At 56.0% G+C, this 21,065-nt stretch carries 21 protein-coding genes; 19 read left to right on the top strand and 2 right to left on the bottom strand.

The genetic code is table 11. The features are described from left to right. Window positions 1-7: 7 nt before the first annotated feature. The 11 genes from G5332_RS12345 to G5332_RS12395 all read left to right on the top strand — a co-directional run bounded on the left by G5332_RS12345 (window position 8) and on the right by G5332_RS12395 (window position 8,730). Complete coding sequence (locus G5332_RS12345) at window positions 8-385, top strand: DUF2802 domain-containing protein (protein WP_005334692.1); 378 nt, start codon at window positions 8-10, stop codon at window positions 383-385. Between the two features lie 293 nt (window positions 386-678). Beyond that, on the top strand, window positions 679-1,314 hold the full coding sequence (gene ccmA / locus G5332_RS12350) for a cytochrome c biogenesis heme-transporting ATPase CcmA (RefSeq protein WP_216951798.1): 636 nt from the start codon (window positions 679-681) through the stop codon (window positions 1,312-1,314). 5 nt (window positions 1,315-1,319) lie between these two features. After that, entirely contained in the window at window positions 1,320-1,988 is a 669-nt protein-coding gene (gene ccmB / locus G5332_RS12355; protein ID WP_216951797.1) for a heme exporter protein CcmB, read from the top strand. A 171-nt stretch (window positions 1,989-2,159) separates the two neighbouring features. Beyond that, entirely contained in the window at window positions 2,160-2,900 is a 741-nt protein-coding gene (locus tag G5332_RS12360) for a heme ABC transporter permease (protein ID WP_216951796.1), read from the top strand. A gap of 2 nt (window positions 2,901-2,902) precedes the next feature. After that, window positions 2,903-3,109 (top strand): heme exporter protein CcmD, encoded by a 207-nt coding sequence (ccmD, locus tag G5332_RS12365; protein ID WP_216951795.1) that lies wholly within the window; start codon window positions 2,903-2,905, stop codon window positions 3,107-3,109. Beyond that, on the top strand, window positions 3,106-3,597 hold the full coding sequence (gene ccmE / locus G5332_RS12370; RefSeq protein ID WP_005344003.1) for a cytochrome c maturation protein CcmE: 492 nt from the start codon (window positions 3,106-3,108) through the stop codon (window positions 3,595-3,597). The genes ccmD and ccmE overlap by 4 nt, the downstream gene beginning before the upstream one ends. Continuing rightward, the gene (locus G5332_RS12375) at window positions 3,594-5,549 is read left to right on the top strand and encodes a heme lyase CcmF/NrfE family subunit (RefSeq protein ID WP_216951794.1); all 1,956 of its coding nucleotides are present in this window, start codon (window positions 3,594-3,596) and stop codon (window positions 5,547-5,549) included. Before ccmE ends, G5332_RS12375 begins: the two co-directional genes overlap by 4 nt. Continuing rightward, on the top strand, window positions 5,546-6,076 hold the full coding sequence (locus G5332_RS12380) for a DsbE family thiol:disulfide interchange protein (RefSeq protein ID WP_227341077.1): 531 nt from the start codon (window positions 5,546-5,548) through the stop codon (window positions 6,074-6,076). The genes G5332_RS12375 and G5332_RS12380 overlap by 4 nt, the downstream gene beginning before the upstream one ends. A gap of 11 nt (window positions 6,077-6,087) precedes the next feature. After that, complete coding sequence (locus G5332_RS12385) at window positions 6,088-6,567, top strand: cytochrome c-type biogenesis protein (protein ID WP_227341076.1); 480 nt, start codon at window positions 6,088-6,090, stop codon at window positions 6,565-6,567. After that, a complete protein-coding gene (gene ccmI, locus G5332_RS12390; protein WP_421206223.1) occupies window positions 6,564-7,832 on the top strand; it encodes a c-type cytochrome biogenesis protein CcmI in 1,269 nt (422 codons plus the stop codon). Before G5332_RS12385 ends, ccmI begins: the two co-directional genes overlap by 4 nt. Before the next feature lie 85 nt (window positions 7,833-7,917). Beyond that, window positions 7,918-8,730, top strand: a complete 813-nt coding sequence (locus G5332_RS12395; RefSeq protein WP_021229893.1) for an MlaA family lipoprotein — start codon at window positions 7,918-7,920, stop codon at window positions 8,728-8,730. 112 nt (window positions 8,731-8,842) lie between these two features. Here G5332_RS12395 and sodB read toward each other — a convergent pair whose 3' ends face one another. Continuing rightward, window positions 8,843-9,427 carry a superoxide dismutase [Fe] gene (gene sodB / locus G5332_RS12400; protein ID WP_005334664.1) on the bottom strand — a complete coding sequence of 195 codons (585 nt, stop codon included), beginning with the start codon at window positions 9,425-9,427 and terminating at the stop codon, window positions 8,843-8,845. A 288-nt stretch (window positions 9,428-9,715) separates the two neighbouring features. On the opposite strand from sodB, the gene G5332_RS12405 reads away from it, so the two are divergent. The 6 genes from G5332_RS12405 to G5332_RS12430 all read left to right on the top strand — a co-directional run bounded on the left by G5332_RS12405 (window position 9,716) and on the right by G5332_RS12430 (window position 16,971). Beyond that, window positions 9,716-10,060: a Grx4 family monothiol glutaredoxin gene (locus G5332_RS12405; protein WP_005353650.1), complete on the top strand. Its 345-nt coding sequence runs from the start codon at window positions 9,716-9,718 to the stop codon at window positions 10,058-10,060. A gap of 359 nt (window positions 10,061-10,419) precedes the next feature. Next, the gene (tdcB, locus tag G5332_RS12410; RefSeq protein WP_421259461.1) at window positions 10,420-11,424 is read left to right on the top strand and encodes a bifunctional threonine ammonia-lyase/L-serine ammonia-lyase TdcB; all 1,005 of its coding nucleotides are present in this window, start codon (window positions 10,420-10,422) and stop codon (window positions 11,422-11,424) included. Between the two features lie 11 nt (window positions 11,425-11,435). Then, on the top strand, window positions 11,436-12,767 hold the full coding sequence (gene tdcC, locus G5332_RS12415; RefSeq protein ID WP_421259462.1) for a threonine/serine transporter TdcC: 1,332 nt from the start codon (window positions 11,436-11,438) through the stop codon (window positions 12,765-12,767). A 206-nt stretch (window positions 12,768-12,973) separates the two neighbouring features. Further along, window positions 12,974-14,182, top strand: coding sequence for a propionate kinase (gene tdcD / locus G5332_RS12420; RefSeq protein WP_421259463.1), 1,209 nt, complete (start codon window positions 12,974-12,976; stop codon window positions 14,180-14,182). A 44-nt stretch (window positions 14,183-14,226) separates the two neighbouring features. After that, complete coding sequence (pflB, locus tag G5332_RS12425; RefSeq protein ID WP_421259464.1) at window positions 14,227-16,518, top strand: formate C-acetyltransferase; 2,292 nt, start codon at window positions 14,227-14,229, stop codon at window positions 16,516-16,518. A 69-nt stretch (window positions 16,519-16,587) separates the two neighbouring features. Continuing rightward, window positions 16,588-16,971: a RidA family protein gene (locus tag G5332_RS12430; protein WP_216951785.1), complete on the top strand. Its 384-nt coding sequence runs from the start codon at window positions 16,588-16,590 to the stop codon at window positions 16,969-16,971. 80 nt (window positions 16,972-17,051) lie between these two features. Here G5332_RS12430 and G5332_RS12435 read toward each other — a convergent pair whose 3' ends face one another. After that, on the bottom strand, window positions 17,052-18,263 hold the full coding sequence (locus tag G5332_RS12435) for an RsmB/NOP family class I SAM-dependent RNA methyltransferase (protein ID WP_058052860.1): 1,212 nt from the start codon (window positions 18,261-18,263) through the stop codon (window positions 17,052-17,054). A gap of 222 nt (window positions 18,264-18,485) precedes the next feature. Here G5332_RS12435 and G5332_RS12440 point away from each other — a divergent pair, with 222 nt between their 5' ends. Together G5332_RS12440 and G5332_RS12445 are read left to right on the top strand one after the other, a co-directional pair. Then, window positions 18,486-20,492, top strand: coding sequence for a reprolysin-like metallopeptidase (locus G5332_RS12440; protein WP_421172552.1), 2,007 nt, complete (start codon window positions 18,486-18,488; stop codon window positions 20,490-20,492). Beyond that, window positions 20,489-20,818, top strand: a complete 330-nt coding sequence (locus G5332_RS12445) for a hypothetical protein (protein WP_216951783.1) — start codon at window positions 20,489-20,491, stop codon at window positions 20,816-20,818. The genes G5332_RS12440 and G5332_RS12445 overlap by 4 nt, the downstream gene beginning before the upstream one ends. Window positions 20,819-21,065: the final 247 nt, after the last annotated feature.

Raw genomic sequence — 21,065 nt, forward strand, 5'->3', positions numbered from 1 at the left:
AATCGAGATGGTTGCCTTGGGGATGTCCCTGATTGCCTTGGCGTTTGCCTCTTATATCTGGTTCAAGAGCAAGCGTAGCAAGCAGGAGTCCGAGGCTAGTGTGGCAACGCTGCAAGGTCAGTTGGAAAGCTTGCGCAAGCAGATGATGGAGCTTCATACCGGCGCCATCGGCATGGGACAGCGGTTACAGTCGGTAGAAGGGGCGATGCAGCAGGTCAATGAACGCCAGCAAGAATTGACCATGCAGGATCCCGAGCGACGGCTTTACAGTCGAGCGGCCAAGATGGTCGAACTGGGCGCCGACCTTGATGAGGTCATGAGTGAGTGTGAGTTGCCAAAGGCAGAAGCCGAGCTCTTGATATCGTTGCGAAAAGGCCGCTCTTGATGATTCAGGAAGGCAACTTGCCTTCCTGAATTTTTTCTGTTGCATGTATGGCGCTCTTTCATGGAGCGCCATGTACAGTGATCGAGAAGAATAGTTATTTGCTAATACTGGTTTGTTATGAGGTTTCCAGTTTGATCTATTTGGATGCCTTTGATTGTCATCATTTTCCACGCCTATTTTTCCTTGTGCGCGATCTTCTCCACAAAAACAGTGGATGAAGGGCATCTTGGAAAAGACGTATTCCAATACTGTGTTAAGATGCAAGCCGCTTCATTTTCTCTGAAAAAATCTCCATGCTGCTTCAAGTTAACAATCTGAGCTGCGTGCGTGAAGATCGCACTCTGTTTGAACATCTCTCCTTTGCGGTAGTTCCCGGTGATCTGGTGCAAATTGAAGGTCCCAACGGGGTTGGCAAGACCAGCCTGCTGCGTCTGCTGACTGGCCTGTCTCAGCCGTTTTCCGGTGAAGTGTGCTGGAATGGTGAAAATATTCGCCATTGCCGTGATGAGTACCATGCCAATCTGCTCTATCTCGGTCATCAGCCCGGGGTCAAAGCTGCCTTGACTCCGCTCGAAAATCTCGCCTTTTACCAGAAGCTGCATCATGTATCCCGGCAGACAGTGGATTTGTGGCAGGTGCTTGCCCAGGTTGGGTTGGCCGGTTTTGAAGAGAACCCGACCGGACAGCTCTCGGCAGGTCAACAGCGTCGGGTGGCTCTGGCCAGGCTCTGGCTCAGTGACAAACCGGCTCTCTGGATCCTGGATGAGCCTTTTACCGCCATTGATAAGCAGGGGGTCAAGGTGCTGGAGAGGTTGTTTCTGGCTCATGCCGAGCGGGGGGGGATGGTGATCCTCACCACTCATCAGGATATGACGCTGATGCAGGGTCGACTGAAAACACTCTCGCTTACGCCCTTGCTGCAGGAGTAGTTTCGATGTTGCGTGCCGTCATGTATTTGATCCACCGCGAGTTATTGATGGCCCTGCGCCAGCGTGCAGATATTCTTAACCCGCTCTGGTTTTTCCTTATTGTCATCACCCTGTTCCCACTCGGTATCGGCCCTGAGCCCAAGTTGTTGGCTCGCATTGCTCCCGGCATCATCTGGGTGGCAGCCTTGCTGGCGGCCATGCTGTCGCTGGAGCGACTGTTTCGCGACGACTTTGGCGACGGTTCGTTGGAGCAGATCATGTTGATGCCCCATTCACTCGGGTTGCTGGCGCTGGCCAAAGTGATTGCTCACTGGTTACTGACTGGATTGCCGCTGCTGCTGATTTCGCCCTTGCTGGCAATTTTGCTATCGCTGGATATGAACAGTTATCTGGCGGTAGTCGCCACTCTGGCTCTCGGCACACCGGTGCTGAGCCTGCTCGGTGCAGTCGGGGTTGCCCTGACGGTCGGGTTGCGCAAGGGCGGAGTGCTGCTCAGTCTGCTTATCCTGCCGCTCTATATTCCGGTACTGATTTTTGCCACCTCTGCAATTGATGCGGCGGGGATGGGCTTGCCCTATGGCGGACAGCTTGCCATTCTGGCCGCCATGCTGGTTGGTGCCCTGACGCTGACGCCGTTGGCCGTTTCGGCCGCATTGAGGGTCAGTCTTAACTGATGATCTATTGGTAGAACGCAACATGGTTTCGCATGGGGCATTCTTTTCCAGAAATAAAGTTGCGATGGATCAAGCGGATTGCCGCTTATTGCTTTCGAGGTATTTGATGTTATCCCGAGGTCAGTATGTTAGGCCTCGCCAAACAATTAATAACAAAAAGGTTTGTGAGTTATGTGGAAATGGTTGCACCCTTACGCTAAACCCGAACGGGCCTATCGGCTGGCTGGGACCCTGTTGCCCTGGTTTGCTGTGATAAGTCTGCTATCGTTCATCATCGGCACTGTCTGGGGACTGGCTTTTGCACCCGCCGATTATCAGCAGGGTGACTCCTTCCGGATCATCTATATCCATGTTCCTTCCGCCATTCTTTCGATGGGGGCCTACTCCACCATGGCAGTTGCCGCCTTTATCGGGCTGGTATGGCAACTGCGGATGGCGGACATGACGGTGGCGGCTATCGCACCTGTCGGCGCTGTGTTCACTTTTATTGCACTGTTTACCGGTGCCGCCTGGGGCAAGCCCATGTGGGGAACCTGGTGGGTGTGGGATGCACGGCTCACCTCTGAGCTGATCCTGCTGTTTCTCTATCTCGGCGTGATTGCCCTCTACAACGCCTTCAGTGACAAGGTGGTTGCTGGCCGTGCTGCCGGCATTCTGGCACTGGTGGGGGTGATCAACCTCCCCATCATTCACTACTCGGTGGAGTGGTGGAACACCTTGCACCAGGGGGCCACTATCACCAAGTTTGACAAACCCTCCATCTCTCCCGAGATGCTTTGGCCACTGCTCATCATGATCTTGGCGTTTGTTGCCTTTCTCGGGGCCCTTACCCTGATGCGTTTTCGAAACGAGCTCTTGATGCGGGAGTGGCATCGTCCCTGGGTTCAAGAGATTGCCGAACAGGAGAAGTAAGCATGCACTTTGCCTCATTCAGTGACTTTTTGGCGATGGGCGGTTACGCCTTCTACGTCTGGCTCTCCTTCGGTCTGACCCTGCTCTGTCTGGTCGGTATCATCATTTCTACCCGCATGAAAACCCGTCGTCTGTTTAATGAGTTACGCAGCAAGCAGGCACGCGAGAGCCGTCGCAAGGCGGCCCGGCAGATGGAGAACACCCTATGAACCCGAGACGCAAAAAACGCCTCACCATCATTCTGGCCATCACCCTGGGCCTCGCCACCGTGAGCGGCCTAGTGCTTTACGCCCTCAGTCAGAATATCGACCTCTTCTATACCCCGAGCGAGCTGGTGGAAGGGAAGGGGCCGGACAAGATCAAACCGGAAGAGGGGCAGCGCCTGCGCATTGGTGGTCTGGTGGTCCCCGGCACTGTCAAGCGCGATCCGAACAGCCTCAAGGTTAGCTTCAACCTGATCGACAATGGTGGTCATCAGGTGATGGTGCAATTTGATGGCATCCTGCCGGATCTGTTCCGCGAGGGGCAGGGGATTGTGGCGCAAGGAACTCTCAAGGATGCCACCACGGTCGAAGCGTTCGAGGTACTGGCCAAACACGATGAAAACTACATGCCGCCAGAAGTGGCCGATGCCACCAGTGGCATGCACTTCAAACCTGAATACACCGATGCGCAGTTGAAGGGGAATAAGCCATGATCCCGGAATTAGGACAGTTTGCGCTGATCCTGGCCTTTGCCACCTCCCTGTTGCTGGGTAGCTATCCGCTGCTTGGCGCAAGTCGGGGGCGTCTTGGCATGATGTCGGCGGCTCGTCCGCTCGCCTATGCCCAGTTTTTGTTGCTGCTGCTGTCGTTTCTCTGCCTGACCTGGGCCTTTATCGATAACGACTTTACCGTGCAGTATGTGGCCACTAACTCCAACAGCTTGCTGCCGCTCGCCTATCGTATCTCGGCGGTGTGGGGGGCCCACGAAGGTTCCCTGCTGCTGTGGGTACTGACCCTAGGTGGCTGGACTGCGGCGGTAGCCATGTTCAGCCGCCGTCTGCCGCTCGATGCGGTGGCGCGGGTGCTCGGCGTGTTGGGGCTGATCTCGGTCGGTTTCACCGCCTTCGTGCTGTTCACCTCTGATCCCTTCACCCGCACCTTGCCCTATTTTCCGGTCGATGGCCGTGACCTCAATCCGCTGCTGCAGGATCCGGGTCTCATCTTCCATCCGCCGATGCTCTACATGGGTTATGTAGGATTCTCGGTGGCATTTGCCTTCGCCATAGCCTCATTGATGACCGGTCGTCTTGATGCAACCTGGGCCCGCTGGTCGCGCCCCTGGACCATGGCGGCCTGGGTATTCCTGACCCTCGGCATAGTGCTGGGCTCCTGGTGGGCCTACTACGAGCTCGGTTGGGGCGGCTGGTGGTTCTGGGATCCGGTAGAAAATGCCTCCTTCATGCCCTGGTTGGCGGGTACCGCTCTGCTGCATTCGCTGGCGGTGAGCGAGAAGCGCGCCACCTTCAAGGCGTGGACCGTGCTGCTGGCCCTTTCGGCCTTCTCGCTGAGCCTGCTCGGTACCTTCCTAGTGCGCTCCGGCGTGCTGGTGTCGGTGCATGCGTTTGCCTCCGACCCGACCCGCGGCCTGTTTATTCTCGGCTTCCTGCTGGCGGTGATCGGTTCATCCTTGCTGCTGTTTGCCTTTAAAGGTTCGCAGGTGAAAAGCCACGGCAAGCATGAGCTGTGGAGTCGCGAAACCCTGCTGCTTTGTAACAACATCATGCTGGTGGCTGGCCTGCTGACTGTGCTGCTTGGCACCTTGCTGCCGCTGGTGCACAAGGAGCTGGGGCTGGGGAGCATCTCTATCGGTACTCCCTTCTTCAACCATATCTACAGTTGGCTGATCATTCCGTTTGCCCTGCTGCTGGGGGTTGGTCCGCTGTTTCGCTGGCGCCGCCAGGAGCTTGGCGAGCTCAAGGGCAAGGTGATTCTTGCGCTGGTGCTGAGCCTGGCAGCAGCCCTGCTGTTGCCGCTGATCTTTGCCGAAACCTTCAAGCCGTGGGCTGCGGTGGGGATTGGTCTGGGGGCCTGGGTCATCGTTACCAGCCTGCAGGAGACCTGGGTGCGCGCGACCCACAAGCACAGCTTTGCGGTCGGTGTGCGCAAGCTTGGCAACAGTCACTGGGCTATGATCCTTGGCCATGTGGGGCTGGCAGTCAGCATCATAGGTATCGCCTGCACCCAGAACTACAGCATCGAGAAGGATCTGCGGATGCAGGCGGGTGATCGGGTGCACTTTGCCGATTACGAGTTCGTTTTTGCCGGGATCAAAGAGAAGAACGGCCCCAACTACGATGGCTTCAAGGGCGTGCTGGAAGTGCACAAAAATGGCAAGCAGGTCGCCCTGCTCAAGCCCGAGAAGCGGATGTACACAGTGACCCGGATGCCGATGACCGAAGCGGCCATCGATGCCGGTTTCACGCGAGATCTTTATGCGGCCCTTGGCGAGCAGCTAGACAACAATGCCTGGGCAGTGAGGATCTACTACAAGCCGTTCGTGCGCTGGATCTGGTTCGGCGGCGTCTTTATGGCTATCGGTGGCGTGCTGGCGATGCTCGACAAGCGTTACCGTTTCGGCCGTCGTGAGGAGGAAGCCAAGGCATGAACAAAAAGGTCTGGTTGTTTTTAATTCCCTTTATCGTTTTTTTGCTGGGGGCTGTGTTCCTGTTCAAGGGGCTCTACTCCGATCCCACCAAGCTCGAATCCGTGATGGTGGGCAAGGAGGTACCGGTGTTTACCCTGCAGGACATTTACGATCTGAACAAACAGCACGATCGCAGTATCCTGACCGGTCGCCCCATGCTGCTCAACGTCTGGGCCACCTGGTGCCCGACCTGCTACGGCGAGCACACCTACCTCAAACAGTTGGCAGGGCAGGGCATTCCCATCATCGGCATGAACTACAAGGATGAGCGCGACAAGGCGATCAAATGGCTGGCGGAGCTGGGCAACCCCTATCTGGTCAATCTCTATGATCCGGACGGCATGCTGGGACTGGATCTTGGGGTGTACGGCGCGCCGGAGACCTTCTTTATCGACAGCAAGGGGATCATCCGTTATCGCCACGTGGGGGATATCAATCCCGAGAACTGGGTGTCGACCCTCAAACCCATCTTTGATGCCATGAAGTGAGGGGCGTGCTGATGAGAGTATTTATTGCTTCCCTGCTGCTGTTGCTGGGATGGGTGGTACAAACGCCGGTCATGGCTGCTATCGATGTCTACACCTTCGACAACGACAATCAGGAGCAGGTCTTTCGCGAACTGACCAAAGAGCTGCGCTGCCCCAAGTGCCAGAACCAGGATATCGCCGATTCCAATGCGGGGCTGGCCAAGGACTTGCGCGACAAGACCTACCAGATGGTGCGCGAGGGTAAGGATAAAGAGGAGATCGTGGACTATATGGTTGCCCGCTATGGCAACTTTATTCTCTATAACCCGCCCCTGATGGCATCGACCCTGATCCTCTGGCTTGGCCCGCTGTTAGTGATCGTTATCGGCATCGGCGTGGTGGTGATACGTAGCCGACGCTCTGCGGCAACGTCAGAGCCTGTGGAAAGCACCCTGAGCGATGAAGAGCAGCGTCGCCTGGCCGAGCTGCTCAAAGAGGAAGAGAAACAATGACCGCCTTTTGGATTGTGATTGCGGCCCTGCTGGTGCTGGTGAGTCTGGCTCTGGTGTTACCGTTGTGGCGCAGTGAGGGAAACCAGAGCATCAGTCGCTCGGCGCTCAACAAACAGCTCTATCGTCAGCGCTTGCTAGAGATTGGCGAGGAGCGAGAGCAGGGTGTGCTTGCCGAGGAGCCCGAATCGCTGGTCGAGTTGCAGCGCAGCCTCTTGGATGATATTCCCGATGTGGAGCAGACAGCCCGCAGTGGCAAGAGTCTGAGCTGGATCCCAGGTGTGCTGGTGCTGGTGGTGGTGAGCCTGGGTATCTACTACAAGCTGGGTTCATGGCAGGAGGTGAGCCGCTGGCAGGATGCCAGCAACCGTCTTGGTGAGCTCAGCAACCGCATTCTGGTGGAGCGTGATGCCCAGGTAACCGAGCAGGATCTGCTGGACTTCACGCTGGCACTGCGTACCCGCCTAAAGGATGAACCGAACGACTACCGCGGCTGGTTGCTGCTCGGACGTTTGGCGCTGGATGGCAATGATCCCGAGATGGCCAACGATGCGCTGTCGCGTGCCTACAAGCTTGCTCCCCAGAAATCGCTGGTGGCGGTGCCCTATGCCCAAGCGCTGATGATGACGGGGGAGGAGGTGCAGGCCGATGCACTGCTGCGTGCAGCCATCGCGCAGGAGCCTGATAATATCGAGGCGCGCTCCGTCTATGCCTTTATGGCGCTGCAGAAAGAGGACTTCCAGACCGCGCTGTCTCGCTGGCAGGCGATGTTGCCCTTGATGGAAAAAGGCTCTCCCCGTTATGTGATGGTTGAGCGCTCCATGGAGTATGCCCGCACGCAGCTCAAGCAGCGTGGCATAGAGGTGACGAATTCAGGCGCAGCCAAAACGGGAACAGAGCAGGTAAAGCAGTCTGACGTTAATGAGGGAGAGTTCCCCATCCACATCACGCTGGCTGCGGGCATCCAGATGCCGGAAGATGCTCACCTCTTCGTCTTTGCCGTGGTGCCCAACGGACCACCCATGCCCATCGCGGTGAAACGTATCGCTGGGCCAACCCTGCCTGTCACCCTTTCACTGGGGGATGGTGACGCCATGATGGAGGGCAGCAAGCTGGAAGCGTATCCAGAACTGCAGTTCAAGGCGCGTCTCTCGCGTGGTGGCAATGTGATGAACAAGGAAGGAGCCTTCGAAGGGGTATCCGTGCCGGTCAAGACGGCCGAGATCCCTGCTGCTCCGATTGACATCCGCATCGATCACGCCCTCTAATATGCCTTTGGATAACCCGGCTCCTGGATAGGGGCCGGGTTATCTATACTTCTGATAAATCAAAATAAAACGTCAGGACAATCATATGTATCTTCGTTCAGGGGCCATACTGGCAGCCCTCTTGCTGGCTGGCTGTGCCGGTGGTCCACCCAAGCCTGGCCCAGAGAGTCTGGATCTCAATCCCGGCATGAATAATCCGGGCGCAACCAGTACGGCGGCCGATCCGCGCGATCCCTTCCAGGGGGCCAACCGGGCCATGTGGGCGGTCAACTATGATGTGCTGGAGCCCTATGTAGCACGTCCTGTGGTACATGCTTACGCTCGCTATATTCCGGTGGGGGTGAAGGATGGCATTGCCAACTTTGTTGCCAACTTTGATGAGCCAAGCAGCATGGTGAACCATCTGATCACCGGTGATTTGAAGGGGGCAGGGACCAACCTGGGGCGCTTTACCCTCAACACCACCGTCGGTCTGTTGGGTATCTTCGATGTGGCCAAACATGCCGGCCTCGAGCGCAACAAGCTGGAGATGGACACAGTGCTGGGCAGGGCCGATATCGGTAATGGTGCCTACATCATGGTGCCTGTTTACGGTCCGACCACCACTCGGGAGCTGGTTGGTGACACCATTGACACCATCTACTTCCCCTATGCCTTGCTGACTATCCCGTTAAGGGTTACTCATTGGGTTCTGGATGGCTTGGGCAATCGCGCCAAGCTGATCGATCAGGAGCGGATCATCGACAACTCCCTCGACCCCTATGCGCTAACCAAGGACTTCTACCTGCAATATAACCAGGGCAAGGTGACGGGCAAGCAGACCGAGCTGAAAGCGTCTCAGCAAGAGCAGGCCGACGATGCCAATCTGGATGAATACATGGACGAGCTGGACCAGTAAACTGGCTATCTCGATATGTAAAAGGCGCCTGCGGGCGCCTCTTTCATTTACGCAGCCATCTAGATATAAAAAAACGCCCCGCAGTGCGGGGCGTTTTGGCAAGCGAGGCTGATTAGGCAGCCAAGTTCTTGGCCACGAATTCCCAGTTAACCAGAGCCCAGAAGGTTTCCATGTACTTCGGACGCAGGTTGCGGAAGTCGATGTAGTAGGCGTGCTCCCACAGGTCAACGGTCAGCAGCGGGGTGGTACCGGCTTCAGTCAGCGGGCAGCCAGCGTTGGAGGTGTTGACGATAGCCAGAGAGCCGTCAGCTTTTTTCACCAGCCAAGTCCAGCTGGAACCGAAGTTGCCGATGGCTGATTTGGTGAAGGCATCTTTGAACTCGGCGAAGGAGCCGAATGCCTTGTTGATAGCATCAGCCAGGGCGCCAGTCGGCTCGCCACCGCCATTCGGGGAGAGGCAGTGCCAGTAGAAGGTGTGGTTCCAGATCTGGGCGGCGTTGTTGAAGATGCCGCCGTTGGAGGTCTTGATGATCTCTTCCAGAGACTTGCCTTCAAACTCGGTACCCGGCACCAGATTGTTCAGGTTGACCACGTAGGTGTTGTGGTGCTTGCCGTGGTGATATTCCAGAGTTTCCTGGGAGATGTGCGGTTCCAGAGCGTTGATTGCATAGGGCAGAGCGGGAAGTTCGAATGCCATTTTCTACTCTCCATTGGCTGGACCGTGCGAAGGCGACGGTTGCAAGACATTGCGTACTCTTTTCTATATGTGAAAAGAGTTGTTTTTAAAATGATGGGGCTGGGTAGCCCAAAGCCAAGGGATTGTAGCAGTATCAAAGATGGCCTAACAACTCTTGATTGGCGCCATGATCGCGATCAATCCTGTGTGGGTTCTTTGCGCAATTCGAGCCGGGTCACCCCTTTGTCAGTTTGTGCTCGGGCAAGATTGCAGTAGAATGGCCGCCGAAATCGCTCTAGTGAGGCACCTATGGAAACTATTGAAAAGATTAAGCAGCAGCTGGCTGACAACCCCATCATCATCTACATGAAGGGCTCCCCCAAGCTACCCAGCTGTGGCTTCTCTGCCCAGGCCTCCCAGGCTCTGATGTCCTGCGGCGAGCCGTTTGCATACGTTGATATCCTGCAAAATCCGGATATCCGCGCCGAATTGCCAAAATTCGCCAACTGGCCGACCTTCCCCCAACTGTGGGTTGAAGGTGAGCTGATCGGTGGCTGTGACATCATGATCGAGATGTTCCAGGCTGGCGAGTTGCAGGCTCTGATCAAAGAGACTGCTGCCAAGTACAAGAAAGATGATGCTGCAGCTGAGTAATCGGTTCGGTATTGTCGAGAGGGAGCCACACTGGCTCCCTTTTTTATTGTCCCGGTTCTGGCAGGCAAGCAACTGATTGCCGGTTGCAAAAAGCAACACAATTGCCCTGAAAAATCTAATCTTTACGGCTTTGTTTTGGAGTTGTTTATTATATTATTTTCTAATCTCTGATTACTTTTTTTAATCCATTTGGATTCAAGTGTTGCTGCCATCACATTTTTTGATAATTTCACCGTAACGCAGTCTCTTTGTAGATTCTTTTGTGTTTATGCTCACATTAATTGCAAGTGATAGAACCTAGTATCGCTTCGCCCTGTGAAATAAAACCCTACAAATTAATAAATTAAAAGAGATTTGCGATGAAGATGTATAGCAATCTGCCCATTGGTCTTCATGATATCACTGAAGCCAAAAAAAGACTGACCAACCATATATACAAGACCGCGCAATTACCCTCTAACTACATCAGCGAACGTTGTCATGGCGAGGTTTACCTCAAGCTTGAAAACATGCAACGTACAGGCTCTTTTAAAATTCGTGGCGCCTTCAACAAGCTCAGTTCATTAAGTCTGGAAGACCGACAAAAAGGTGTTGTCGCCTGCTCGGCGGGTAATCATGCCCAAGGTGTATCACTCTCCAGTGCTATGCTGGGAATTGATGCCAAGGTGGTCATGCCTTGCTGTGCCCCCAAATCAAAAATTGCTGCAACCAGTGACTATTCAGCCAAAGTGATCCTCCATGGAAATAGCTTCAATGACACCATTGCCAAAGTCAGCGAAATCGTGGAAATGGAAGGCCGCGTATTTATCCCCCCCTTCGACGATGCAAAAGTGATTGCCGGTCAGGGCACCATTGGCCTGGAAATTATCGAAGATTTGTATGATGTCGATAACATCATAGTGCCGATTGGCGGTGGTGGTCTGATTGCCGGTGTCGCCATGGCCATCAAATCCATCAACCCGACTATCCGGGTGATTGGCGTGCAGTCGGAGAATGTCCACGGCATGGCGGCTTCATACTACGCAGGCACCATTACCAATCACAGAACCAGCAGCACGCTGGCTGATGGCTGTGACGTGGCAAGACCCGGCACCCTGACCTATGAAATTGTCAAAGAGCTGGTCGATGACATCGTTCTGGTCACTGAAGATGATATTCGCCACAGCATGGTTGACCTTATTCAGCGCAACAAGGTGATTACCGAAGGGGCGGGAGCTCTGGCCTCGGCAGCGCTGCTGAGCGGCAAGCTGAAACATTATGTCGAAGGCAAAAAGACCGTCAGCATTATTTCGGGTGGCAATATTGACCTGACCCGGATCGCCGAAATTATCGAACAGAACAATATTCGTCAATTTAGCCTGTAAGGAATGCAGTCATGATATTAGACAGTGTTGTCACTGGCAGTAAAGAGAATACGCGTGCATGGCGTAAATCGGATACCACATGGGGATTAGGTCTGTTCGGTACTGCTATCGGGGCGGGGGTCTTGTTCTTTCCAATCCGGGCCGGATATGGTGGCCTGATCCCAATATTAATCATGCTGGTGCTGGCTTACCCCATTGCATTTTATTGCCACAGAGCGTTGGCCAGATTATGTCTTTCTGGCAGCAATCCATCGGCAAATATTACCGAGACCGTTGAAGAGCATTTTGGCAAAATGGGTGGGGTAGTAATTACCTTCCTCTATTTCTTTGCCATTTGCCCACTGCTGTGGATATATGGTGTGACGATCACCAATACCTTTATGGCATTTTGGGAGCATCAACTACAGTTGGTTCCGCTTAATCGAGGTGTGGTTGCACTGGCATTGTTGATGTTGATGGCATTCGTGATCTACTTCGGTAAAGATCTGATGGTCAAGGTGATGAGCTATCTGGTCTTTCCCTTTATTGCCAGTCTGATCGTTATCTCTCTCTCCCTTGTCCCGTACTGGAACAGTGCCGTCTTTGATCAGGTCAATCTGAGCGAGATATCGATGTTTGGTCACGATGGTATTCTGGTTACCGTCTGGCTGGGGATCTCCATCATGGTCTTCTCCTTCAACTTCTCGCCGATTGTCTCCTCTTTCATCGTCTCCAAACGGGAAGAGTATGAGCAGGAGTTCGGTCGTGATTTTACCGAGAAGCGCTGCTCGAAGATTATCTCCGGTGCCAGCATGCTGATGGTGGGCGTGGTGATGTTCTTTGCCTTCAGCTGCCTCTTTACCCTGTCACCGCAAAATATGGCGGAAGCCAAAGCCCAGAACATTCCGGTGCTCTCCTATCTGGCCAACCACTTCTCTTCAATGACGGGCAGCAAGTCTGCGTTTGCCACCACTTTGGAGTATGCGGCGTCCATCATTGCACTAGTTGCCATCTTCAAATCCTTCTTTGGCCACTATCTGGGGACGCTGGAAGGGTTGAACGGCCTCATCCTCCGCTTTGGCTACCAGGGCGACAAGAGCAAGGTTTCCAGTAAAAAACTCAACATGGTCAGTATGTTGTTCATCATGGGCTCCACCTGGCTGGTTGCTTATGTGAACCCCAACATCCTCGACCTGATTGAGGCAATGGGGGCGCCGATCATCGCTTCCCTGCTCTGTCTGCTGCCGATGTATGCCGTCAACAAAACACCTGCGCTGGCCAAATATAAAGGCCAGGCCAGCAACGTGTTTGTCACCATCATCGGTGTGCTGACCATCCTGAATATTGTTTCCAAGCTGTTCTGAAAACCTTTTCTGCAAGTCATCAGCCATTCAGACCCTGACCTCTTGGCGGGGTCTGCATGGCGCAGTCAGAAGCGCGCAATAACCGGTTCTTGGTTGGTCCAATTATTTGGGCCCAGGGCAAGACTATCCGTTATTTGGCCACCACAAACAGTGGTAAATATGTTCTGACTGCAGTGACTCGACAGCATAAATATCGAGGCGATGTAATGAAGTTTGATTCGTTGGTTCTGGTTATCAATTGCGGCTCTTCGTCGGTCAAATTCTCGGTACTGGATAGTAAAACCTGCGAGGTGGTGATCGCCGGCATGGCCGATGGTATCGAGACCGAACATCCCCAGCTGAAAATTGATAAAAACCCGGCCACCCCCTTGCCGGAAAACAACCATAGCTGCGCATTGGCGGCGATTGCAGAAGAGCTGAAACTGCGCGGTTTGCTCGATGCTATCACCCTGGTGGGCCATCGCATTGCCCATGGCGGCAATGAGTTCAGCGAAGCGGCCATCATTGACGAGCGGGTACTGGCCAAAATCAGGCAGGTCTCGCCACTGGCCCCGCTGCACAACCACGCCAATCTGAGCGGCGTGATGGCCGCCCGCCAGCTATTTCCCGACCAGCCCCAAATTGCGGTATTTGATACCGGCTTTCACCAGACCCTGAAGCCGGAAGCCTATATCTATGCGCTGCCTTATCAATATCTGCAGGATTACGGCGTGCGCCGCTATGGCTTCCATGGTACCTCCCATCGCTATGTGGCCGAGCAGGCCTGCGTATTTATGGGGCTGGATGAGCAGCATGCCGGTCTGGTCATCGCCCATCTGGGCAATGGCGCCTCTATTTGTGCAGTACAGGATGGCAAGAGCGTCGATACCTCGATGGGGATGACGCCGCTGGAGGGGCTGATCATGGGCAGCCGCAGCGGTGATATCGATTTTGGCGCGCTGGCCTATATCGCCAGCAAGACGGGGCAATCCATCGAGGATATCGAGCGGGTATTGAACAAGCAGTCCGGCCTGCTGGGTATTTCGGGGCTCTCCTCGGATATGCGGGTATTGGAAGCGGCCTATCACGAAGGACATCCCGGGGCAAAATTGGCCATTCACGCTTTTGTCCATCGTATTGCCCGCCATATCGGCGGCCATGCCACCTCATTGCGCCGGCTGGATGCCGTTATTTTCACCGGCGGGATCGGCGAGAACTCGGCCTTTATCAGAAAGCTGGTATGCGAACGACTTCAGGTATTTGGCGTAGCGATCAGCGAGCCGTTTAACCAGCGTCCCAATAGCGAGGGCTGCCGGGTGATTTCGGCGGCAGAGTCCATGGTGCTGGCGGCAGTTATTCCCACCAATGAAGAGAAAATGATCGCGCTGGATGCCATTCGTCTGGGGCAGCAGGTTCGTCAGGCCGAGTGCGTCTGACATCTTCCACTGTAGTGTCATGAGTAGTGAATGAGGTTTATTTGATGAAAGTTGATATGCAATTGGATCAGGATAAATTCCGTCAGGCATGGCAAGGGTTTGCCGGTGAAAACTGGAAGCACGAGATCAACGTCCGTGATTTTATCCAGCAGAACTACACCCCCTATGAAGGTGACGAACAGTTTTTAGCAGATGCGACCGAATCGACCACCACCTTGTGGAACAAGGTGATGGAGGGGATCCGCATCGAGAATGCCACCCACGCGCCGGTCGATTTTGATACCAATATTGCCACGACCATCACCGCCCACGGGCCGGGCTATATCGAGCAGGGGCTGGAAAAAATCGTTGGCCTGCAAACCGACAAGCCCCTTAAAAGAGCACTGCACCCGTTTGGCGGCGTAAATATGATCCGCAGCTCTTTTGAAGCATATGGCCGGGAGATGGATCCCGATTTTGAATATACCTTCAGCGAATTGCGCAAAACCCATAATCAGGGAGTGTTCGACGTCTACTCTCCCGAGATGTTGCGCTGCCGAAAATCGGGAATTTTGACCGGTTTACCGGATGGTTACGGCCGTGGTCGCATTATCGGAGATTATCGTCGGGTCGCGCTCTATGGCATAGATTATCTAATCCGTGAGCGGGAGCTGCAGTTTGCCGATCTGCAACCGGCGCTTGAGCGGGGAGAGCAGCTGGAGCAAGTGATCCGCCAGCGCGAGGAGCTGGCCGAGCACAAGCGGGCACTGGTGCAGATCAAGCAGATGGCGGCCAACTACGGCTTTGACATCTCCGGGCCGGCACGCACTGCCCAGCAGGCAGTCCAGTGGCTCTACTTTACCTATCTGGCGGCGGTGAAGTCGCAAAATGGCGGGGCCATGTCCCTCGGTCGCACCGCCACCTTCCTCGACATCTATATCGAGCGGGATCTGAAGGCGGGGCTTATCAGCGAGCAGGATGCCCAGGAGCTGGTCGATCACTTCATCATGAAGATCCGCATGGTGCGCTTCCTGCGCACCCCCGAGTTTGACTCCCTCTTCTCCGGCGATCCCATCTGGGCCACCGAGGTGATCGGCGGCATGGGGCTGGATGGTCGCACCCTGGTGACCAAGAACTCCTTCCGCTACCTCCACACCCTCAAGACCATGGGGCCGGCGCCCGAGCCCAACCTCACCATCCTCTGGGCGGAAGGATTGCCGCGGGCCTTCAAGACCTATGCGGCCCGCGTCTCCATCGATACCTCATCCCTGCAGTATGAGAACGATGACCTGATGCGCACCGACTTCGAGAGCGATGACTACGCCATCGCCTGCTGCGTGAGCCCCATGGTGATCGGCAAGCAGATGCAGTTCTTCGGTGCTCGCGCCAACCTGGCCAAGACCCTGCTCTATTGCATCAACGGCGGCGTGGACGAGAAGCTGAAGATCCAGGTTGGTCCGAAAGTGGCGCCCATCATGGACGAGGTGCTGGATTACGAGACCGTCATGGCCAGCCTCGACAGCTTTATGGATTGGCTGGCGGTGCAGTACATCAGCGCGTTGAACCTGATCCACTACATGCACGACAAGTACAGCTATGAGGCCTCGCTGATGGCGCTGCACGATCGCGACGTCTATCGCACCATGGCCTGCGGCATTGCCGGTCTGTCGGTGGCGGTCGATTCGCTGGCGGCCATCAAGTACGCCCGGGTCAAGCCGGTGCGCGATGCTGACGGGCTGGCGGTCGATTTCGTGATTGAGGGGGAGTATCCCCAGTACGGCAACAACGACGAGCGGGCCGACTCCATTGCCTGCGATCTGGTCGAGCGCTTCATGAAGAAGATCCAGGCGCTGCCGACCTACCGCAATGCGGTACCGACCCAGTCGATCCTGACCATCACCTCCAACGTGGTCTATGGCCAGAAGACCGGCAACACCCCGGATGGCCGCCGCGCCGGTGCCCCGTTTGCCCCGGGGGCCAACCCGATGCACGGTCGGGATCGCAAGGGGGCGGTTGCTTCGCTCGCCTCGGTGGCCAAGCTGCCGTTCAAATACGCCAAGGACGGGATCTCCTACACCTTCTCCATCGTGCCGGGGGCGCTCGGCAAGGAACCCGCCAATCGCGAGAACAATCTGGTGGGGCTGATGGATGGCTACTTCCATCACGAGCGGGATGTGGAAGGGGGGCAGCACCTCAACGTCAACGTGATGAACCGCGAGATGCTGCTGGATGCCATCGACAATCCGGACAAGTACCCCAGCCTGACCATCCGGGTCTCCGGCTATGCGGTGCGCTTCAACGCCCTGACCCGCGAGCAGCAGGACGTCATCTCCAGAACTTTCACCAACATGATGTAACTCTCATGCCCGGGGTGAGCAGGCTTGCTCCGGGCCTACTTTTTGTTTGTCAGCACGAGGAAGTAACAGATGCGACAGGTTATCACTACCAAAGCGGCGCCGGGCGCCATCGGCCCCTATGTGCAGGCCACCCGGATTGGCAACATCCTCTACACCTCCGGTCAGATCCCGCTGGACCCGGTGAGCGGCGACGTTGCGGAGGGGATCGAAGCGCAGACCCTGCGCTCCCTGCAAAACGTACAGGCGATTGTCGAGGCGGCAGGCGGTCAGGTGCGCAACATCATCAAGACCACGGTGTTTGTCTCTGATCTGAACGACTTTGCTGTGGTGAATCAGGTCTACAACGACTTTTTCACCAAGCACGATGCCATGTATCCGGCGCGATCCTGTGTGGAAGTGGCCCGCTTGCCGAAGGATGTAAAGATCGAGATTGAGGCGATTGCTGCGCTGTAACCCCATCGGGTGTGGGTCAGCAAGCCAAAACAAAGCGGCTGCCATTGGCAGCCGCTTTTTCTATCTGGTCATCGGGCTGATCAGGCGATTCGCTCGATACGAGCCATGTAGAAACCGTCGAAGCCGGTCTCGGACGGGCTTACGGTGTGATCGTCACGCAGACGGAAGTTCTCGTTGGCCGCGAGGAACTTGTCCACCTGCTGGCGGTTCTCCTGCGGCAAGATGGAGCAGGTTGCATAGACCAGCAGACCACCCACCTTCACCATCTGGCTGTAACGCTGCAGGATTTCTTCTTGCAGCGCGACCAGCACCGGCAGACGCTCGGCGGTATCACGCCACTTGGCATCCGGATTGCGCTTGAGTACGCCCAGACCGGAGCAGGGCACGTCCAGCAGTACGCGGTCGGCGCTCTCTTTGAGGCGCTTGACGGTCTTGCTGCTGGTGATGACCCGGGTCTCCACGTTGTGGGCACCGGCGCGACGGGCGCGCTGCTTGAGGTTCTCCAGCTTCCACTCTTCCACATCCATCGCCAGAAGACGGCCTTTGCCCTGCATCATGGCGGCGATGTGCAGAGTCTTGCCACCGGCCCCGGCGCAGGCGTCGATGACGCGCATGCCCGGGGTGACCTCCAGAGCCGCAGCAACCAGCTGGGAGCCTGCGTCCTGCTGCTCGAAGCAACCATCGGCAAAGGCCTTGGTACGGAACAGGGCGGCGTCCGAGGTGACCTGCAGGGCAGTCTCCACACCATCAACCGGAATGGTGGTGACCTGCTCTTTGGCCAGAATGGCTTGCAGCTCATCACGGGTGCACTTGAGGGTGTTGACCCGCAGGTAGCGCTTGGGCATCCAGGCCAGAGCGGCACGCTCGGCAGGCCAGGCTTCACCCAGCTGTTCGCTGCCCAGTTTCTCCAGCCAGGAAGGGCAGCCATCCATCAATACCGGGTTCTTCTTCGCCTCGGTCAGACGGCGGCGGAATGCTTCTTCATTGAAGCGATCCAGGGTCGGGTTGTTGGGCTGGGCAATTTTGTGGAAGGCGTGCCAGCTGTGTAGCAGCGGCCAGACATTCTTTTCGGCCTGACGGACCTGGATGCCGGTCAGGAAGCAATAGAGGCTGAGACGACGCAGCAGGTCGCCGGTGACCAGGGCAATCCTTGCCTGTTCTTGCGGTTTGAGTTCGATGCCGGAGAAGTGACGGGCATAAGCGCGGTCGAGGGTAAGACCCTGACCGAGCACATCGTCAACAATGGCAACGACCAGATCCCCGAAACGGGGCAACAGTGGGGATTTGAGCATGAGATTAACCTTGGCCAGATAAAGATGAACCGCACCTTTGTGAAGAGGGGCAGTTCTAAAATTGACAAATCCGCGCAATGATAGGGGTTAGACGGGGTTGGCGCAACACTCCCACTCGGGAATGGTGGAAAGGGTTGCTTCAGCTTTGTATTGATGTGGCCGAATAAAAATAAAGTACAGGCCGCAATTCAGGCGATTGCATTAATACAAGGACTAAAAACAATGCATGTGACGAAATACTCTACGGTTGCCTTGCTGATGGCCAGTATGCTGGGCTCAACCAGCCTGATGGCCAGCGAATGGGGCACGGTTGCCGCCAGAGCAACAGCAGATGAGGGCTATGAGGTGCGGGCCCATCAGTTCCGGGTCGCCAAGGTGCCGCTCGACTATTTTGCCGGGTTGCAAGCGGGAGCCAACAAGCTGACCTTGCCGCTACCCGATGGGGGGGAGGTCACCTTTGCTCTGGAAGCCTACGACTTGCTGCCTGCAGATCTTGCCGCCAAGTATCCGCAGATCCGCACCTTCAAGGGGTACAACCCGGCGCATCCGATAGAGACGGGGCGCTTCGATCTGGGGCCACAGGGTTTCCATGCCATGTTCAGCCATCAGGGCAAGATGGTGTTTGTCGATCCGCTGCGCAATGCCGAAGGGTATGCCGTCTATTACCAGCAGGATGCCCATAGTCGCTTGGAGGATGAGGCGGACAAGGTGCTTGGCCATGATGCCGACAGGGCGTTGCAGCAAAGGGTGCAGGTGGATGGTAATGTGCGTAAGCGCTACACCATCGCCATTTCGGCGACGGGGGAATATACCCGATACCACGGAGGCTCCAGGGTTCTGACCATGGCGGCCATCACAACCCTGCTCAACCGAGTGAATCAGGTCTATCAACAGGATGTGGGGGCCGAGTTTGTATTGGCCAGTGGCAATGACAACCTGGTCTTTACCGATCCGGCCAGCGATCCCTTTGATAACACCAATGCGGATGCTGATCTGAACGTAGATGTGCAGGCTCAGGCGTTTGCTGCCGGGGATGTGGGGGCATTTGATATCGGCCATGTCCTCAATACTGGAGGCGGTGGTTTGGCGAGTTTGGGGGTGTTATGTGTTGATACCCTGCCACCCTATTACGCCTATGGCGCCAAGTCATCTGGCATGACGGGTTCAAAAGAACCAGTCGGTGATGCTTTCTTTATAGACTATGTGGCCCATGAAATTGGCCACCAGTTTGGTGCCGAGCATACCTTCAACGGCACGACCGGCAATTGTGGTGCGGGTAACCGTGCTGAGGAGCAAGCTTGGGAGCCGGGCAGTGGCAGCTCCATCATGGCCTATGCCGGCATCTGCGGTGAGGAGAATATCCAGCCACACAGCGATCCCTATTTCCATAGCAAGTCCATCGAGCAGATGCGAGCTCATATGGCGAGCGTATCGACCTGCGGAACCACGCTCGCGTTGAGCAATAATGCTCCGCAGGTTGCGGCCGGCAACGATTATGTGATCCCGGCCAATACGCCCTTTGCCCTGAAGGGGGCGGGGGCGGATCTGGATGGTAACCCTCTGCTCTTCAACTGGGAGCAGATCGACAAAGGCACCGAATCGAGCAGCGTCGCTACCATGGTTGACGATGGCTCCCGGCCGCTGTTTCGTTTTGTCTCTCCCACGGCATCGCCGGAGCGGATCCTGCCGAGTTTGCCATCCCTGCTCTCCGGCACGCTTGCCAAAGGAGAGGCCTGGCCGACCACCAACCGGGATCTCAATTTCAGACTGACGGTGCGAGATGGTCAGGGTGGCGTTGCCAGCGATGACATGAAGGTGCAGGTGGTCAATACCGGCACAGCATTTCGCATCACCAGCCCAATTTCCGGGGTCACCCTCACGCCCGGGGGGAGTCAGTCACTGACATGGGACGTGGCTGGCACCACGTTGCCACCCATCAGTTGCAGCAAGGTGGATATATCTGTAACCCAGGACGAGGGTGCTAGCTGGGCACTCCTCGTCTCCAGCCAGCCCAACAGCGGCTCTGCCACAGTGACCCTGCCGGGCAACCTCACCAGCAGTGTCAGGCTGAAAGTGGCTTGCAGCGACAACATCTTCTTTGCCATCAGTCCCCTCAAATTGCCTCTGGTGCAAGGTGGCTCTAATTCAGGTGGCGGTGGTGGTGGCGGGGTGCTCGGATTGTGGACGCTAGCACTGGCGCTGCTTGGCTGGCAACGGAGGCGCACATGAGGGGAATCCCCCTGTTGCTGCTTGCCATGCTCGGCGGTTGTCGGGTCGATGCCAGCACCCTGGAGCAGGAGCTGAGTGCAAACCTTGCCAGGCAGGATTACCGCCTCATCGTGATCGCGGGGCGGGGAGAGTTCGCCCCCGGTATTGCAGCCGAGCAGCAGGAGGAGGCTAAGGGACGCTGTGGGGTGCGTTATCTTGATGGGCTGGGTGATGTCATCAGGCCCGGCCAGCACGAAACGCATGCCAAACTGAGTGCCTACGCCAGCGAGTTTAACCGGCGCATGGTGATTCATTGCCCGATAGCATCGGGCGCGGATAAGCAGTAATACGCCAACGAACCAATCCAAATGGGGGGATATTCAGCCCCCTCTCTATCCGTGAAGGCGCCAATGGCGCCTTCACTTTTTTCCGTTGTTGAATCGGGTCAGTCTGTATCGCCTGAGATGGGGAGCGTGGGTGTAGCACGATGTCTCAGCGTGACAGAAGTTTTGTGCGAATTTTCTTTTCTGTCTGTCACGCAGATCGTCAATTGACGCTGCACCATACTTGTTGTCACCAAGGTAGGGCAAGGAG

Origin of the sequence: Aeromonas sp. 603757 (assembly GCF_049171255.1) — a bacterium.
GTDB classification, from domain to species: domain Bacteria; phylum Pseudomonadota; class Gammaproteobacteria; order Enterobacterales; family Aeromonadaceae; genus Aeromonas; species Aeromonas veronii_A.

Bases quoted from the DNA above. Each gene is read 5' to 3' on its own strand.
- G5332_RS12445 (WP_216951783.1), top strand. From the start codon at position 20,489: ATGAGGGGAATCCCCCTGTTGCTGCTTGCCATGCTCGGCGGTTGTCGG.
- G5332_RS12345 (WP_005334692.1), top strand. From the start codon at position 8: ATGGTTGCCTTGGGGATGTCCCTGATTGCCTTGGCGTTTGCCTCTTAT.
- ccmD (WP_216951795.1), top strand. From the start codon at position 2,903: ATGCACTTTGCCTCATTCAGTGACTTTTTGGCGATGGGCGGTTACGCC.
- ccmI (WP_421206223.1), top strand. From the start codon at position 6,564: ATGACCGCCTTTTGGATTGTGATTGCGGCCCTGCTGGTGCTGGTGAGT.
- G5332_RS12380 (WP_227341077.1), top strand. From the start codon at position 5,546: ATGAACAAAAAGGTCTGGTTGTTTTTAATTCCCTTTATCGTTTTTTTG.
- ccmE (WP_005344003.1), top strand. From the start codon at position 3,106: ATGAACCCGAGACGCAAAAAACGCCTCACCATCATTCTGGCCATCACC.
- G5332_RS12405 (WP_005353650.1), top strand. From the start codon at position 9,716: ATGGAAACTATTGAAAAGATTAAGCAGCAGCTGGCTGACAACCCCATC.
- G5332_RS12375 (WP_216951794.1), top strand. From the start codon at position 3,594: ATGATCCCGGAATTAGGACAGTTTGCGCTGATCCTGGCCTTTGCCACC.
- ccmA (WP_216951798.1), top strand. From the start codon at position 679: ATGCTGCTTCAAGTTAACAATCTGAGCTGCGTGCGTGAAGATCGCACT.
- tdcD (WP_421259463.1), top strand. From the start codon at position 12,974: ATGAAGTTTGATTCGTTGGTTCTGGTTATCAATTGCGGCTCTTCGTCG.
- tdcC (WP_421259462.1), top strand. From the start codon at position 11,436: ATGATATTAGACAGTGTTGTCACTGGCAGTAAAGAGAATACGCGTGCA.
- tdcB (WP_421259461.1), top strand. From the start codon at position 10,420: ATGAAGATGTATAGCAATCTGCCCATTGGTCTTCATGATATCACTGAA.
- G5332_RS12395 (WP_021229893.1), top strand. From the start codon at position 7,918: ATGTATCTTCGTTCAGGGGCCATACTGGCAGCCCTCTTGCTGGCTGGC.
- G5332_RS12385 (WP_227341076.1), top strand. From the start codon at position 6,088: ATGAGAGTATTTATTGCTTCCCTGCTGCTGTTGCTGGGATGGGTGGTA.
- pflB (WP_421259464.1), top strand. From the start codon at position 14,227: ATGAAAGTTGATATGCAATTGGATCAGGATAAATTCCGTCAGGCATGG.
- G5332_RS12440 (WP_421172552.1), top strand. From the start codon at position 18,486: ATGCATGTGACGAAATACTCTACGGTTGCCTTGCTGATGGCCAGTATG.
- G5332_RS12435 (WP_058052860.1), bottom strand. From the start codon at position 18,263: ATGCTCAAATCCCCACTGTTGCCCCGTTTCGGGGATCTGGTCGTTGCC.
- G5332_RS12360 (WP_216951796.1), top strand. From the start codon at position 2,160: ATGTGGAAATGGTTGCACCCTTACGCTAAACCCGAACGGGCCTATCGG.
- ccmB (WP_216951797.1), top strand. From the start codon at position 1,320: ATGTTGCGTGCCGTCATGTATTTGATCCACCGCGAGTTATTGATGGCC.
- sodB (WP_005334664.1), bottom strand. From the start codon at position 9,427: ATGGCATTCGAACTTCCCGCTCTGCCCTATGCAATCAACGCTCTGGAA.
- G5332_RS12430 (WP_216951785.1), top strand. From the start codon at position 16,588: ATGCGACAGGTTATCACTACCAAAGCGGCGCCGGGCGCCATCGGCCCC.